12 protein-coding genes and 1 pseudogene are annotated in these 14884 nt (G+C 39.5%); 7 read left to right on the plus strand and 6 right to left on the minus strand.

Going from position 1 to position 14884, the window contains the following annotated elements; translation table 11 throughout:
* The first annotated feature begins 1 nt into the window (after position 1).
* The 3 genes from ACM0OW_RS20110 (at position 2) to ACM0OW_RS20120 (ending at position 2151) form a co-directional block, all read left to right on the plus strand.
* A complete protein-coding gene (locus ACM0OW_RS20110) occupies positions 2-970 on the plus strand; it encodes an O-methyltransferase (protein ID WP_414551918.1) in 969 nt (322 codons plus the stop codon).
* A gap of 381 nt (positions 971-1351) precedes the next feature.
* Positions 1352-1615 (plus strand): hypothetical protein, encoded by a 264-nt coding sequence (locus ACM0OW_RS20115; protein WP_414551919.1) that lies wholly within the window; start codon positions 1352-1354, stop codon positions 1613-1615.
* Between the two features lie 194 nt (positions 1616-1809).
* Positions 1810-2151, plus strand: coding sequence for a helix-turn-helix transcriptional regulator (locus ACM0OW_RS20120; protein WP_414551920.1), 342 nt, complete (start codon positions 1810-1812; stop codon positions 2149-2151).
* A gap of 11 nt (positions 2152-2162) precedes the next feature.
* Here ACM0OW_RS20120 and ACM0OW_RS20125 read toward each other — a convergent pair whose 3' ends face one another.
* Complete coding sequence (locus ACM0OW_RS20125) at positions 2163-2867, minus strand: polysaccharide deacetylase family protein (protein ID WP_414551921.1); 705 nt, start codon at positions 2865-2867, stop codon at positions 2163-2165.
* A gap of 133 nt (positions 2868-3000) precedes the next feature.
* Between ACM0OW_RS20125 and ACM0OW_RS20130 the strand changes: the two genes are divergently transcribed.
* The 3 genes and pseudogenes from ACM0OW_RS20130 to ACM0OW_RS20140 form a co-directional block, all read left to right on the plus strand.
* Positions 3001-4110, plus strand: coding sequence for an acyltransferase family protein (locus ACM0OW_RS20130; protein ID WP_414551922.1), 1110 nt, complete (start codon positions 3001-3003; stop codon positions 4108-4110).
* Positions 4111-4571: 461 nt separating this feature from the next.
* Complete coding sequence (locus tag ACM0OW_RS20135) at positions 4572-7256, plus strand: tyrosine-protein kinase family protein (protein WP_414551923.1); 2685 nt, start codon at positions 4572-4574, stop codon at positions 7254-7256.
* Positions 7257-7435: 179 nt separating this feature from the next.
* Positions 7436-7567, plus strand: a pseudogene (locus tag ACM0OW_RS20140) (DUF5009 domain-containing protein); the annotation flags it as partial.
* A gap of 117 nt (positions 7568-7684) precedes the next feature.
* Here ACM0OW_RS20140 and ACM0OW_RS20145 read toward each other — a convergent pair.
* The 3 genes from ACM0OW_RS20145 to ACM0OW_RS20155 all read right to left on the minus strand — a co-directional run bounded on the left by ACM0OW_RS20145 (position 7685) and on the right by ACM0OW_RS20155 (position 10096).
* Positions 7685-8008 (minus strand): hypothetical protein, encoded by a 324-nt coding sequence (locus tag ACM0OW_RS20145; RefSeq protein WP_414551924.1) that lies wholly within the window; start codon positions 8006-8008, stop codon positions 7685-7687.
* Between the two features lie 277 nt (positions 8009-8285).
* Entirely contained in the window at positions 8286-9314 is a 1029-nt protein-coding gene (gene obgE / locus ACM0OW_RS20150) for a GTPase ObgE (protein WP_414551925.1), read from the minus strand.
* A gap of 110 nt (positions 9315-9424) precedes the next feature.
* Entirely contained in the window at positions 9425-10096 is a 672-nt protein-coding gene (locus tag ACM0OW_RS20155; protein WP_414551926.1) for a Mo-dependent nitrogenase C-terminal domain-containing protein, read from the minus strand.
* Between the two features lie 554 nt (positions 10097-10650).
* On the opposite strand from ACM0OW_RS20155, the gene ACM0OW_RS20160 reads away from it, so the two are divergent.
* Positions 10651-11754, plus strand: coding sequence for a glutamate--cysteine ligase (locus ACM0OW_RS20160; RefSeq protein ID WP_414551927.1), 1104 nt, complete (start codon positions 10651-10653; stop codon positions 11752-11754).
* A gap of 332 nt (positions 11755-12086) precedes the next feature.
* Here ACM0OW_RS20160 and ACM0OW_RS20165 read toward each other — a convergent pair whose 3' ends face one another.
* Positions 12087-12800 carry a serine/threonine protein kinase gene (locus ACM0OW_RS20165; RefSeq protein WP_414551928.1) on the minus strand — a complete coding sequence of 238 codons (714 nt, stop codon included), beginning with the start codon at positions 12798-12800 and terminating at the stop codon, positions 12087-12089.
* 133 nt (positions 12801-12933) lie between these two features.
* The gene (locus tag ACM0OW_RS20170; protein WP_414551929.1) at positions 12934-14781 is read right to left on the minus strand and encodes a peptidoglycan D,D-transpeptidase FtsI family protein; all 1848 of its coding nucleotides are present in this window, start codon (positions 14779-14781) and stop codon (positions 12934-12936) included.
* Positions 14782-14884 lie beyond the last annotated feature (103 nt).

Consider the following 14884-nt stretch of genomic DNA (forward strand, 5'->3'; position numbering starts at 1 on the left):
TATGGCTGGTAGCTATTCAAGAATTAATTATAGTCTTCGTCCTGCAAAAGCAGTTGAAAGAAAGATTATCTGTGATTCTCTCCGATGTTTAAGTCCGTTCGGAGAACTTACAACTTATAGATATGTAGGTTTTGGCTCAACTTACTTTAGTGACTTTATTCTTTTTCACAAATCCTTACATATTGAGGACATGATAAGTATAGAAAAAGATAAAGATGCTAAAAAACGGTTCGATTTTAATAAACCTTTTGGGTGTATTAAAATCAAGTATGGAGATTCCTATGAAGTTCTGCCGACAATTGAATGGAATAAGAAATCGATTGTATGGCTTGATTATGATAGCCCACTAGAAACAAGTATTCTAGATGATATTGATACTCTTACAAGCAAATTAGTATCTGGAAGTGTTTTAATTGTTACAGTTAGTGCAGAACCAGATAGACCCCCAGCGGAAGGTCTTAGTCAAGATGGGATAGATAAATTTAGAGAAGATAAATTACATAAAAGACTGCCTAATGAAAAAATCCCCATTGACGTAAAACCAATTGATTTGACTGGGCAAAAACTAGCACATTTGTATCAGAGAATCATTAATAATCAATTGCAACAAAGTGTTAGTATATTCAACTCAGCACGTTCTGAAAACCAAAAGCTTAATTGTAAGCAAATTTTTGATTTCCGTTATGCTGATGGTTCTCGCATGTTAACAGTTGGATGGCTCTTTTTTGAAAAGAGCGACTATAATTTGACCAAAGAATGTAAATTTAGTAACAAGTTTAATACAATAGAAGATAATCCTTATGAAATAAAAGTGCCAAACCTTACACTTAAGGAAATTCGGTATCTAGATAGTCAAATGCCTACAGATGATTGCAATACTGTAGAGCGAATTTGTATCCCCCTGAAGGATGTTAAATCCTATGCAGAATTGTATAAATACTTTCCTGCTTTTGCGGAAATGATTATGTAGCTACGACAAGATTTTTCTTTTGATAGATTGGAAGGGTAAGGGAAAAACATAGACTGCCTCCGCAGCTTGTAAAAATTTTATTTACGTAATAATCTATTGTAGCTATAGCTACAGGCTAAAAGCCTGTGAAAAGTTCACAAAATAGGCAGAAATCTGGATCATGTAGAAAATATTTCTGAAGATTGTGATCAATGCGTGAAAATTTACAGTATAATTGCTCTGATATAGTGCTTGCTCGGTAATTTTTCTCACACCAAAGTTAATAATAACTTTTTGCGGATCTCTCTAAAGATTCTTGTAAGACTACACTAGCGTCTTTCAGAATCAATATTAAAGATTTTCGTTTTTTTAATGTCCTGTTTTCCAACTCTTGAAATTAAAATGAAATTAATCAAAAAATCTGAAAAACTTCTCCTCGATAAAATTAAGCTGATGGAAGAAGCGGAAGAACAAGCTCTTACAGTGGAAACTCCTAATATTCCAGAACTAGAACCTATGGTTGAGGAATATCAAGATTATCTAGAAAATGGAGAAATTAACTATATTCCTTTACGGACTCATCCCATTATCCAATCTGTGGGCAACTCTGGTTGGCAAGTGTCCGATATTTGGAAGGATGTCAGAGTGGATAATTTCTCAAGTTAAACCTTTGTAGAGACGTTGCATAGAACGTCTCTACTGAAAACATCTCTTGTATATTTTATAGCCTAATTTTTTGATAAAAGAGTTGCAACTCTAAGTATATAAAATGCAAATAAAAGTTTTTTAGTAATTTGCTAGGTCTTGGTTTCTTTGGTGATAGGATATACGACTATAGATAGAATTAAAGTGCTGTAGCTGTGAAACAGAAGCCAAAATCAAGGATCGCTTTGCTTCGTGAAAGAGCAGGGCTAACCCAGCTTGAATTATCGCGTCTTGTCGGCGTGACTGAAAGCACTGTCCAAAATTGGGAAAGCGGTAGGACTGGGACAGACCATATTGAAAGAATCGTTAGGTTTTGCAAAGCCTTGAATTGCCAAGTCGAAGACCTAATTGAAGATATTAATGATTCATTAGAAAAGCCTATACCTGAACCAGGCTCATTAAGTGAAATACATAATTTGTTGGGTACTGAAGAGTCAGCCACAACTAGCAGTTCTGACACAAAAGTTACTCAAGAAGAAAGCGCAAATCTCAGATAATTCATAGTTGATTATTGAGAATTCTTACTTATGAGATGACGATTAGTTTGGTGTTGCTGCCAGAGACTATCAATAGTCACGAATTTATAGCCTTGCTGTATTAATTGCGGTATCAGTGTTTGAATTGTGGCTGCAACATCTTGTCCACCACAAATACCATCATGCAAAACAATTAGTGAACCGTTCTGAACTTGTTTGAGAACTCGTTGCACTACAGTAGTTACTCCTGGCCTTACCCAGTCTTCTGGTACAACACTCCACATGACTGGGCGGTATTTCCATTTAATGAATAATTGTAAGGTTTGGGGTGTAAATAAACCGTTAGGGGGTCGCACATCGCATACTTGTTCGGGTGTCAAGTCGCAAGCATTATAAATCGCAACTTGAGTTTTTTCTAAACTGTCTTGCAAATCATTTGGGGAAAGTGTAGGAAAAGAACGATGATCATAACCATGTAATCCGATCCAGTGTCCGCGATCGCATATCGCTTTGGCAATAGCTGGGTAACGGTTGACACAAGCACCCAACCAAAAAAAACTAGCTTTAATATTATAACGGTCTAATACAGCCAATACTTGGGGTGTGTATTCTGCGTGCGGTCCATCATCAAAAGTGAGTGCGATCGCCTTATTATAACCATTACCACTCCAAAGACAATTAGGAAAACTCGGTTGGAGAATGCGATAAAAAAATGGGAACAGTGGTGCTAGCTGCATTTTGAGTTTTTTGTAGCTTGTATTAGTCTAGCCTTAACAAAATTAAGATATTTATCGATTAGCCAAGTAAGTGCTTTTTAAATGGTATTTACAAAGGGATTTAAGACAACTCGTCAAACATAAAATCCCCTTTATGCGCCTCTCCTCACTGGATGTTTTTCGCGGTATCACCATTGCTGCTATGATTTTAGTCAACATGGCAGGAGTCGCAGGTGAAGTATACCCTCCCCTAGCTCATGCAGATTGGCACGGATGCACACCCACAGATTTAGTATTTCCCTTCTTCCTGTTTATTATCGGTGTTGCCATGTCCTTTTCCTTCTCAAAGTATAGCGAAAAAGTATACTTGCGAATATTCCGCCGTGCCGCTATCCTCTTTGTTTTGGGGTTGCTACTCAATGGCTTTTGGAATCAGGGAATTTGGACTTTTGACTTAAGTAATATTCGCATGATGGGAGTATTACAGCGTATCAGTTTAGCATACCTGTTTGCCTCTATTGCAGTTCTCAAACTACCACCCAAAGGACAATGGATATTAGCAGGTGCTTTACTCATCGGCTATTGGCTCACCATGATGTATATCCCAGTTCCCGACTATGGCGCAGGTGTACTGACTCGCACAGGTAACTTTGGTGCTTATATTGACAGGTTAATTATTCCCCAAGCCCACTTATACGCGGCTGATGGGTATGAAAGATTAGGAGATCCAGAGGGATTATTTAGCACCATTCCTGCTATTGTTAATGTTCTGGCTGGCTACTTTACAGGGGAATGGATACGCAATCAGCCAGTAAAAACACGTACAAGCATAGGATTAGCATTATTTGGTATTGGTTGTTTAATTATTGGTTGGACGTGGGGGTGGACATTCCCCATAAATAAAAAACTGTGGACAAGTTCCTATGTAGTATTCAGCAGTGGTTGGGCTTTATTATTGCTAGCAGCTTGCTATGAACTGATTGAAGTGCGACAGATACGGCGTTGGAGTAAGGCTTTTGAAATAATGGGATTAAATGCGATCGCACTCTTCACAGCATCCATTTTATTAATTAAAATCTTAGTCAGAACCAAAATCGGCACAGGTGAAACCGCCATCAGCACCTACAATTGGATTTACCAAAACATTTTCGCATCATGGGCGGGTACTTTAAACGGTTCATTCTTATTTGCCCTAGTCACCCTTTTATTCTGGTTAGCAATAGCTTATCTCATGTATCGCCAAAGCTGGTTTCTCAAAGTCTAACCTTTGCGCCTTTGCCTCCAATTTATCCATACTCTTCTTGTACTGTATAAATTCTTGTAACTTTCATGTTTTTAATACTTATACAAGGCTAGAACTTTAGCTAAAATAATGAAATTATTTGACTGATTTACATTGTATAAAGAAAGGTTCATTGTTGAATGGATACTTACAGCACTTCCTTCTGCTATGAGGTACACATAGCGGGCAAGATGCCCGCACCACAAGAGTTTTATCATTAATATCTGTACCTCATAACACCGGGAACTGCTGTATCATAGAGAGTGCCAATTAGGTGCTTCCCGTCGTCGCCTAGAAGATGCTGTAAGTTTGCATGACCAAAAACGTTGGACAGGTGCTACTTATCTGGGAGGTTATGCAGTTGAATGTGCGTTAAAATCTCTTATATGTTATGCAGTAAAAATTTTACACACATTTTTTTTAGCTAAACAAGATGAGGCATCATGATGGAGAATATAACCTTAATACCTGACGTTATTCAGAAATTTTTAACAGAAAATTTAATCTGTGAAGATGAACAGGTAAGAGTCAGTGTTAAACGTACTTCATTAGGTTGGCTAAAACTTAGGATCGTTACTAAAATCTTTGAAGGTAAATTTTTAATTGAACGTGAGCAACAAATAGATAACTTACTAACAAATCTTGACTCTAATTTAAATCTTGGTCAATATCCCATTGCTGGCTATGAATTACTAACTCCCCAGGAAGCAACAGAGCAACCTCCTGAATATATAAAATTACCTCTCTGGTCAGATATTTTGATGGCTCCAGAACCTGATGAGTCAGTGGAGGTAGATGAAGATATTCCTACTAAAAAACCTTTCATTGTGACTTTTTATTCTTTTAAGGGAGGTGTAGGTCGTTCCACAGCTTTAGGAGTAGTAGCAGGTATACTAGCAACCCGTAAGCGTCGCGTGGTTATGGTAGATTTTGACTTAGAAGCTCCTGGGATTTCAATTATGTTTCAGCAGGATATTGAAAATACTACTGAAGAAAAATTGGGAGTTTTAGATTATTTACATCAACGCTCCTTAACACCTGACCAAGATGTTCCTAATATTGCTGATTGTATCCAACAGATAAATTTACAAACTCGTGGCGAACTTTTTTTAGTTCCTGTAGGGGAGTATGACGAAAATTATATTCATCGGTTAGCTGATTTGGATATGCGCTCTTTTTACAGGTCTGGAAAGAATGCAGTTAAGCAACTGATAGAAGATATTAAACATCAATTAGAACCAGATGTAATTTTAATTGATGCTCGTCCAGGATTTAATGATGTAGGTGCGATCGCATTATTTGATTTAGCTGATACGGCTATAATTTGTTTCTCACCAACTGACCAAAGTTTTGAGGGACTGCGTTGGGTTGTACAAGCTGCTCGTAAACAACAAAAGTATCAAGATAAACCTGATGTAAGATTTCTTCTAACACCTGTACCAGCAGTTGCATCTGAACAGCATCAAATTTGGATAAATAAAGTTGAAAATTGGATTGAAGATAACTGGGGTTTACCAGATGAAATGACTGTTGGACAACTTTATTATGAAGTTCTCTATAATCCTAACATTGTAACTTTGTCTAGTCTAGTCAACAATTTACCTAAGAGTTTACTAGATGCTTATTTACCTATTTCCGACATTATTGATGCTAGCTTGCCAGATCCAGATGTTAAGCCTACTATTAAAACTGAAACAGTTGATGATCGCAGAAAAATCCTCCAAGAGTTAAAGTTTGAGGCAGCTACAGCACAAGAACTACAACCCAATGATATTCCGGCTATATTTCAACGTACAGAGGATTTTCCTAGATTTTTAAGTAATAGAACTTGGTTAATTCGTGGCGCTAAAGGAACAGGTAAAAGCCTATTGTTTAGACTGTTTGTAGAAAAATCAGATGCTGCAAAAGAACTAGCTCAATCTGATGTTAATTTAGCTCATGTTCATTTTATTCCAGGTCATGGTCAGCCTAGAGTATCAGGTACAATTCTAGAAAGTCTTGATCTAGAGAGCTATGAACAACAAGTCGGTGAGAATGACTGGCAACTTTTTTGGCTCAACTATGCTCTTTTACAACTGTGCCGTCATCAGCCAGAACTACGTTTACTCTCCAGTTTAGATGAAAAATTAGTGGCACTGAGTAATCAAGAACACCCTGCTCATGCCGAAATTATTTCATGGCTAGTAGAACGCTCACAATTACCAACTAAGCGCCCACAAGCATCAGACGAATTGCGTTTAATTGACAGATGGTTACAGCAGAAAAATCTAGTAATATGGTTACTTTACGATGAACTAGATGCTGGATTTGGTTCTACTCAAGAAGATTATGAGCGACGTAGACGTTCACTAGAAGCATTGCTTGCTTGGTGGTTGGAAAGTGGGACAAACTTAAAGCAGATTGTACCTAAGATATTTTTACGTGAAGATATTTGGAATCAACTCAACTTTACTAATACAGGACATTACAGTGGACGTTCACTTCAGCTACGTTGGGAAGAAGCTGATCTCTGGCGGCTTGTACTTCGCCAAGCTCTTAAAAGTTCTGAATCTCTAAGCAAATTTTTAGAAAAAACCTTGGGTGTGACTGTCGAGCGACTCGATATAATTGGGCTGGAGCAATTGCGTCAAAGTCTCTATCCTCTCTGGGGTGAAAGAATGGGGCGGACAAAAAAGGCTTACACTTATAATTGGGTTCGCACCCGTATCGCTGACGGTCATAATAATTGTTTCCCACGCAGTTTGATATTGCTCTTAGAAGAAGCAGTGAAAAAGGAAACAGACTTTGCTACCGAATATAGTTCCGATATAACTTTGCGTCCAAAAGCATTGATTGATGCTTTTCCCTATGTGTCTCACCAACGTGTAACCGAAGTGAGGAATGAATACCCTGAGCTGATAGAATTTTTAGACAAATTCCAAGGTGAACGCTCTCCTATTGATGAAGATAGGTTAGCTGAAATCTGGAAAGTTAAAGATGATGAATTAGCCCGTCGCATCAAGGATATGATGCTGGAAGCTGGTATTCTTACCGAACGCTTTGGTTCCAAATATCCGCCTCCTCGTACTTATACAGTTACTGAGTTATACCTGTATGGACTAGGGATGGTTCGTAAGGGACAAAGATAGCCCGCCAGAATATGTGTAAGTAAGTGGGTGCTAAAATTTTCCGCTATGTAACAGAATGTAAAATCAACAAAATCGTTGCGATTGCTTCATTTCACTTCGTTCCATTCGCAATGACATACATTCAGATTTTCACACCGGCCTACTTACCATTATTTTAGTGTTGCTTCCTAAATTATTTGATTTACCAAAACATTTTTGCATCGTGGGCGGGTAATCTGAACGGCTCATTCTTATTCGCCCTCATCACCCTCTTATTCTGGTTAGCAATAGCTTATCTCATATATCGCCAAAGCTGGTTTCTCAAAGTCTAACCTCTGCGCCTCTGCGTGAGATTATTCTACTATTTCCTCAAGCCACTCGATACGGAAATAACCTTACATCTTCGCCCTCGTCATGCGCCAGGAAAATCTGCTGAAACTGTAATATCGCTATAATTCCTTATTATCTTCAACCTCAAAAGTAGAAGAACCGTCGCCGATTTGGAGTTTTGTTTTTATGTCCTCTGGTAAGGAGTCAAAAGTTACCTGTATTTCGTAATTGTAGTATTCGTACTCTCGGTTGCCGAAACCGTGTTTCTCTAATGCGCGAACAGTCTCGACCATGAACACCGTATGAGAAGTACTGTCCCAGATGAATTTTCGCTTCCACAATCTCCTAGATGACTCCATAGTTGAACCATAATCATGCTCCCAGATGTCCTTGAGTGCTGTTTTAGCGGTTTCGTAGTCTTGGGGCTTTTTATCCTCTATCATGATGATTTCCTGCCTTAATCGTTGATGTTACATTGCTTAACATAGTTTTATTTATTTCCGCCAACTTATTTAAATTTCGAGCAGTTCCAGAAATACTGGAACCCTCAAAACAGATAGCTAAATTACCGCACTTTGCAAGTAAATTAAGTACACACATTAATATTATAAATCTTGTGGGGTGGGCATCTTGCCCGCCCTTGTGTACCTCACTTAGATGAAATATGCTTTATATAAAACCAGTCCTTACAATTTTAGCCAGTTAACTAATTTTCTTTACTTACCGCAAAACCTCCACTTCTTCAGCCACATTCATTTGGTCAAGAATTCCCCAAAGTTCCTGTAACATTGGCTCTAACCCTGTGCGGGTAACTGCTGAAATCAAGAAAACTGGAGACAACGATAGATGATTCAGTTCAGTAGCTAAAGCTTCTAAATCTACTGTTTCCCTATCAACCGCATCAATTTTATTCAGCACCAAAATTTGCGGACGCTTGGCTAAACCTCTTCCGTAGGCTTGTAACTCCTGCTTAATTGTCTTATATTCACCAATCACATCTTCGCTAGTCGCATCAATAAGGTGTAATAAAACCTTTGTGCGTTCAATGTGACGTAAAAAATCGTATCCCAAACCCGCACCGTGGGAAGCGCCTTCAATCAAACCAGGAATATCAGCAAAAACAGTACCATCCCCAGTGGGTTTTCTGACTACACCCAAATTAGGGATGAGAGTTGTGAAAGGATAGTCAGCAATTTTAGGACGTGCGGCTGATAGAGAAGAAATTAATGTAGATTTACCAGCATTTGGTAAGCCAATAATTCCAACTTCCGCCAAAAGTTTCAACTCTAAGCGCAGTACCAACATTTCTCCTGGGAGTCCAGGTAAAGCATATTCTGGGGCGCGGTTACGGTTACTCAAAAAATGCTGATTTCCCAATCCACCTTTTCCGCCCGCAGCTACTCGAAAACGTTGTCCAGGTTCAACTAAATCGCAGAGTAAAGCCCCTGTACTTCCATCATAAACAGACGTACCGCAGGGAATTTCAACGATTAAATCCTTACCATTAGCCCCGGTGCAGTTATTTGGTCCACCACGTCCACCACTATCAGCTTTAAAAAGATGTTTGTATCTGAAATCTAGCAAAGTTTGCAGGTTGGTATCAACTACAAAAATCACCGAACCACCTCGTCCCCCATTTCCTCCAGAGGGACCGCCTGCTGGTACATATTTCTCACGTCGGAAGGCGACGATACCATCGCCACCTTTACCAGCTTCAACTTCTATGAGTGCTTGGTCAATAAATTGCATATTTTTTCAATCCTGAGTCATGAGTTCTAAATTATAAGTTTTAATAAACCTGTAATTCCTTACTCTTTACTTGTAACTCAGCAATTAGGAAGAATGCACTCACTCAACACTCAAATATATGGTGAAATATCCTCACCACATTCATCTGCTAAATAGGAGAGGGCGCGAAAACGTAAACCTACTAGTTGCTCATACAATGGGTTGATTTGACACAATGGCGGTATGTGTACAATTTTGCGTCCAAATAGCGTGATATCCCTTTCAAAGGGACACTGGGAAGGAATCATTCTGCACAAGAAACGGGCTACTCTGGGGTCGTGGATTTCTAGCTCGTCTAACCAGTCACGCAGGGAACACAGTGATTCCTGGGGAGGTGCTTCTTCAGGTGCTGCTAGGCTGGAAACTTGTTCTGCTGGTGCTAGGGTGTGGCGTAAGGACTCTAGGGTGTCTTGTGGCTGTTCTAAAGCCCTGTACAGCTGCTGCATGACTTGATCTTCGCTGGGGGAATATGTACCATTAGCGATCGCCACCATCACAGCTGTCCGCGTAAAATTTTCGGCAGCTGGTGTTCTTTTACCCAACTTTGCAGCTAATTCTTCTGGTGTAATTAGCTCTAGTGAATCTAACTCAATCCCTAAAGCTAATTCTTCCTGTGTCAAACTGGTAATTAATTCCTGCTCTTCAGGATCAAAGTTACCATCTGCCCAAGCAATTGTCAGCAATCCACGTAACCAAGCGGTAATTTGTTCGCTGCTGTAAGGAGATTTCAATGCTGTTGTCATCGTCACGCCTCAAACTTTCTTGGTGAAAATTAAGCTACTTTAGATCATGATACACAGTAATTGTGCGCCTCGTGATTGCGTTAGCGGAGCTGACCCTTGTACAGCACGGCGGAAATAAACCAACCATTCCAAGCTTTTGTACGCCTGTATTGCAATACGCCCCTCCTCAAGAACGCCCTGCGGTAATAGGTATCGCTTTCTAGCCACTTCAACCGAAGTTATTTGAAGATTTATATTAAATATAGCTAAAATATATATTGATAATTTTTCTATTTAAACTAAAAAATATTCAGTGAATTTGTGTGATAAATGTCTTTTTCATGCAATCTAGACTTGATCTTAGCATCTCTCAAAAACTTTATTAATTAACCTTTGCTAATTTAAAGCTGCCTAAACCCAGAATTACAAACTCGAAATCAACATAAAATTTTAGTGCAACTGACTACAAATTTGATAGATTAATTAATGCAAAAGTATCTCAGATAGAATGCTATAAGAGATGCAAGTAGCACTAGATTGGCTAAACAACCCTCATTACTTGTCAATAAGTATACATGAAATTTTATTTTGGCATTGAGCATGAAGTGGCTTTCCTCAACCAAGAAGAAAAATTTGCTGATTTTTCCCAAACTAAATTCGCTGACTTTGATCAAATTGTGGAAAAACTGCCCACATACCCCAACGATTATGCACAATTACGGGTTGGCGATGCAGGGATTAGGCAAAAGAGATGGTATATTGAAGGGTTTGAACGATTTGCTGATTCTGACAAGGTGATTGATTGTCTACCTAAAGGTATCGAAATCAGAACCACTATCCAATCTAATATTCAAGGTGCTTTAACTGAATTAGCAGAAAGTTTTCACTTATTGCGTGAGGTAGCTAATAGCTACGGCTTTTCACCAGTTTTAACGAGTTTCAACCCCCATAAAACTGTATTTGAGCCTCAACCTCCTTTAAATGAGTATGAACTCAAACAGTTACAGACTTATCCTGATGAACGTACTGCTAATATTTACATGGTGACTTATGGACCAGATTTAAATATTTCTGTAGCAGATTTACCAATTGAAAATGTGATTGATATTGGTAAAAAGTTAACTTATTATAGTCCTTACATCGTTCCTTTTAGTTATAGCTCTCCCTTCTATAATGGGAAATTATGGGATGGTTTATCAGTCCGAACTTTTGTGCGAACTGGAAAAAGATCCGCAGCACTCGTGTTTGTGGAGAAACAAGAACAGCTAATTCATAGTATCCCTTCATTAACCAAAGTTGCCCGCATTCCGGCTGAAGTTGGACGCATTGAATTTAAAGCTTGTGATAGTTGTGATGATTTTGCTATTTATGGGGCTTTATTGGCATTATTAAAAGGTCTAATCTTAGATAAAACTTTGCTGGGTAGAGCAACTATACCTGACGCAAATTTACACCAAGTTTCCGCAAAAGAAGGCTTTGATAATGCAGATATTTTGGCTCATGCTGCACAGCTTTTACAAGTAGCTGAACTCTCTCTAGGCGATGATTTAGATGTGCATTTATTAACGCCATTAAAAAATATGTTAGCCGAGCGAAAAACTAAATCCCATGAGTTAATAGAGGCTTACCAAAGAGTAGGTTCTATAGAAGAAACACTCAAACAGACCTACCAAGGATAGAGGAATTCGATTTGATTTAGGAAAAAAATAAGTATTGTAGTGGCGTGAAAAAGCTAATTTTGTGCATAAGCATAAATATTGTGGGGTGGGCTTCTGGTTTCCCCAGAATAGGCAAGATGCCTATTAAAGTATTGAGTGTAAAGCCAGTTGTTTTCAGGCTTTGAGATATCAATACGTAACTGTTCTCACTCTTATGAAAACCGCTATATTAGTTACAGCAGTTTTCATGTATTTGAACCACATCTGTCGTAGGGGCGCAAGGCCTTGCGCCCCTACCGAGTGGTCTATTTACCTGAAAATACCTGTAAGTTCTGCTCAAAGGAAGTCTGTGTTTAATCATACTTCCTATTTTTTTGTTTAACTTTTCTATTTAATTTGAGGACTAATTGACCACAGGACGTTTTGAGAGCAATTCCTAAACGATAACCTCTACGGACTACATCTAAAGCAAAATATGGTAAGCGCAGTCGAAGTGGGTAGAACACAGGGAGATACAACCAGTAATAAGCCTTTTTTAAGTCGTTCCACTTTGAGCAAGTTTCTACATGGAGAAAATCTGAGATATCTACAACTAATCCTCTTCCTTGCTGCATCATCACATTCCGACCGTGGACATCATGAGGGTGGAGTCCTTGATTTTGGGCATAGTTGAGAGCTTCATCGATGTCCTGTATGACTTGTTTGGGAATAGGTAAACCCAAGTACATACAATCGTAGAGGGTGGTTCCATAAAGCCGTTTCAAAACTAAGAAGTTATCTTTGGCATAGAAACATTCAGAAAACGCTGGATGAGAGCCTAGACGATGGTAGACTTCTACTTCCTCTTCATAGCCTGGCCGCCCTGGGGCATAAATCTTGACTACAGACTCTGGGTAGTCTGGGTGATAGACTACTGCGGCGTAATTTCCTGCACCAAGCAGCCGCCAGGGTTGTGGAAGATAGTTAACCTTGACGGGATTACGGGGATTGATACTCTCAATTTGTAAGCTAGGTAGTAGTTGCTGATAGATACTTTCGAGCAGCTGCTGTGGGGGTGATTTGTCCATACCAAATAAATATTAGGAAAAATGCGATTTTGTGAGAGGCTAAAAATAGGTAACATAAGCTACATTTTTTTTAGTACACGGACAATTCAACGCGATCGCTAACTAGAAAACATAAAAAAATTAGTTCCCCTATTTATTGTTTTGCTTTAGAGTCTGATTTAATTTGCTGACTTGGCGGAATCCCTTCAATGGGAATTAATGCTTCCATCACAGCTTTGACAATTGGGGCGGCGACAGTAGAACCATAAGCATTTGCCCCTTTTGGCTCATCTGCTACTGCGAAAACTACATAGCGGGGAGATTCGACTGGCAAAATAGCTACGAAACTGGTAATTCTAGCACCGGGAATATAGCCTCCATTCGGACTGGCTTTTTGAGATGTGCCTGTTTTACCACCAATACGATAACCAGGAATTTCTGCTGGCTTGCCAGTGCCTACTGATACAACTGTTTCCATCATTTCCACCACCGTTTGAGCTGTGGATGCGGAGAAAATTTGGCGTGGTGTGGGAAGATTAGGTGCATAATGCATCTGCCCTTTGGTATCCACTAACCCTTGCACTACATGAGGGGTGACTAATTTACCGCCATTAGCTAAAGCGCCGTGCATTTGTACCAACTGTAAAGGCGTGACAGAAAAGCCTTGCCCAAAGGATGTCGTTGCGGCTTCAATGGCCGAACCGATAAACTCTTTTTGACCTTTGAGCTGTCCCCGAACTTCAAAAGGTAAATCTGTCTCCACAGTTTGCCCTAGTCCCAAGCGTTCTAGCCAGTTGTAATAAACAGTTGGTTTCATCCTTTGAATGATTCGTACCATGCCAATGTTGCTAGAAGTTTGCAGTATTTTCGCAATATTGATGTTTCCATAGCCATTGCGCCCAGCATTTCTGATGGTGTGCTTACCTATTTGAATAGAACCAGGATCATTAAATACATCATCTGCTTTAATGGCATCATTTTCTAACGCGATCGCTACATTTAAAGGCTTAAAAGTAGATCCCGGCTCATAAAGATCAGCCACTGTCCAGTTTCTAAATAGGGAAATATCAGCTTTAGAATATTCATTGGGGTCATAGTTAGGATAAGAAGTCAAAGCTAGCAAAGAACCATCTGAGGCATCCATGACAATTACCGCCCCACGTTTAGCCTGAAACTTCTGCATCTGTGATTGCAAAGCATTCCGCGCAACCCTCTGCAAACGGCTATCAATAGTTAGTTGCAGTCGCAAGTCGTCAAAATTTAAAAATCCTTCCGGGGCATGATTTGGCAGCAGTCTCCCATTACCCGCCCGACTCAGCTGCACTGTCTGCACAGAACGTTCTAATAACTTTTCTTGACTGTATTCCACACCAGCCTGACCACGACGATCCATATTTACGTAACCCACTACGTCTGCAACCACATTCTTTTGTGGGTAATAGCGGGAATATTTTTGAATCAATTCCAAACCATCTAAACGCAATGCTCTTACCCGGCCAGCATTTACTTCTGGTAGGGCAGAAGCTAGTGTAATCCCACTATTTCGGCTTTGAAAAGTTTTCACTAACTCAGTCGGGGTTTTCTCCAGGATGGGAGCTAGCCGTTCTGCCATCTGTTGATTAGACTGGTTAAACAGCTTGGGATGGGCATACAAGGTATAAACAGGGCGGTCAACAGCTAATACATTGTTACTGCGGTCTACAACTAGGCGACGAGGAACAAAAGGCCGTAACTGCACCATTTGCTGGTTGCGCGCCCTCTGCGTTAACTTTGTCCCCTGGACAATCTGCAACTGATACAAATTAATAGCTAACCCCAATCCTGCGGTCATGAAGATGCCCCAGATCATGAATAATCGGGATCTCGTATTTGGTATCTGGTCGGGAGTATTAGAAATAAATCTCAACCTTTGCATAAACCTCAAGAGAGAAGGCTTCTCTCGCCTTCTAAATGCTGGATTGCGAAAGTTTTTAACTTTTACTTTACTCGGTGTCTTTTGCATTAACTTGCTCAGTATTAATAATTAGTTATCGGAATATCTCGGATTTTAACTAGAACGGCGGAATTCCCCTTCCTCAACGAAGTAGCTACTTTGTATACACAAA

The organism is Anabaena sp. CCY 0017 (genome assembly GCF_963920885.1).
GTDB lineage: Bacteria > Cyanobacteriota > Cyanobacteriia > Cyanobacteriales > Nostocaceae > Nodularia.

What these genes read in the sequence shown, in the direction of transcription:
- ACM0OW_RS20135 (WP_414551923.1), top strand. Translation starts at nt 4,572, where the DNA reads ATGATGGAGAATATAACCTTAATACCTGACGTTATTCAGAAATTTTTA.
- ACM0OW_RS20145 (WP_414551924.1), bottom strand. Translation starts at nt 8,008, where the DNA reads ATGATAGAGGATAAAAAGCCCCAAGACTACGAAACCGCTAAAACAGCA.
- ACM0OW_RS20110 (WP_414551918.1), top strand. Translation starts at nt 2, where the DNA reads ATGGCTGGTAGCTATTCAAGAATTAATTATAGTCTTCGTCCTGCAAAA.
- obgE (WP_414551925.1), bottom strand. Translation starts at nt 9,314, where the DNA reads ATGCAATTTATTGACCAAGCACTCATAGAAGTTGAAGCTGGTAAAGGT.
- ACM0OW_RS20165 (WP_414551928.1), bottom strand. Translation starts at nt 12,800, where the DNA reads ATGGACAAATCACCCCCACAGCAGCTGCTCGAAAGTATCTATCAGCAA.
- ACM0OW_RS20155 (WP_414551926.1), bottom strand. Translation starts at nt 10,096, where the DNA reads ATGACAACAGCATTGAAATCTCCTTACAGCAGCGAACAAATTACCGCT.
- ACM0OW_RS20160 (WP_414551927.1), top strand. Translation starts at nt 10,651, where the DNA reads ATGAAATTTTATTTTGGCATTGAGCATGAAGTGGCTTTCCTCAACCAA.
- ACM0OW_RS20125 (WP_414551921.1), bottom strand. Translation starts at nt 2,867, where the DNA reads ATGCAGCTAGCACCACTGTTCCCATTTTTTTATCGCATTCTCCAACCG.
- ACM0OW_RS20170 (WP_414551929.1), bottom strand. Translation starts at nt 14,781, where the DNA reads ATGCAAAAGACACCGAGTAAAGTAAAAGTTAAAAACTTTCGCAATCCA.
- ACM0OW_RS20115 (WP_414551919.1), top strand. Translation starts at nt 1,352, where the DNA reads ATGAAATTAATCAAAAAATCTGAAAAACTTCTCCTCGATAAAATTAAG.
- ACM0OW_RS20130 (WP_414551922.1), top strand. Translation starts at nt 3,001, where the DNA reads ATGCGCCTCTCCTCACTGGATGTTTTTCGCGGTATCACCATTGCTGCT.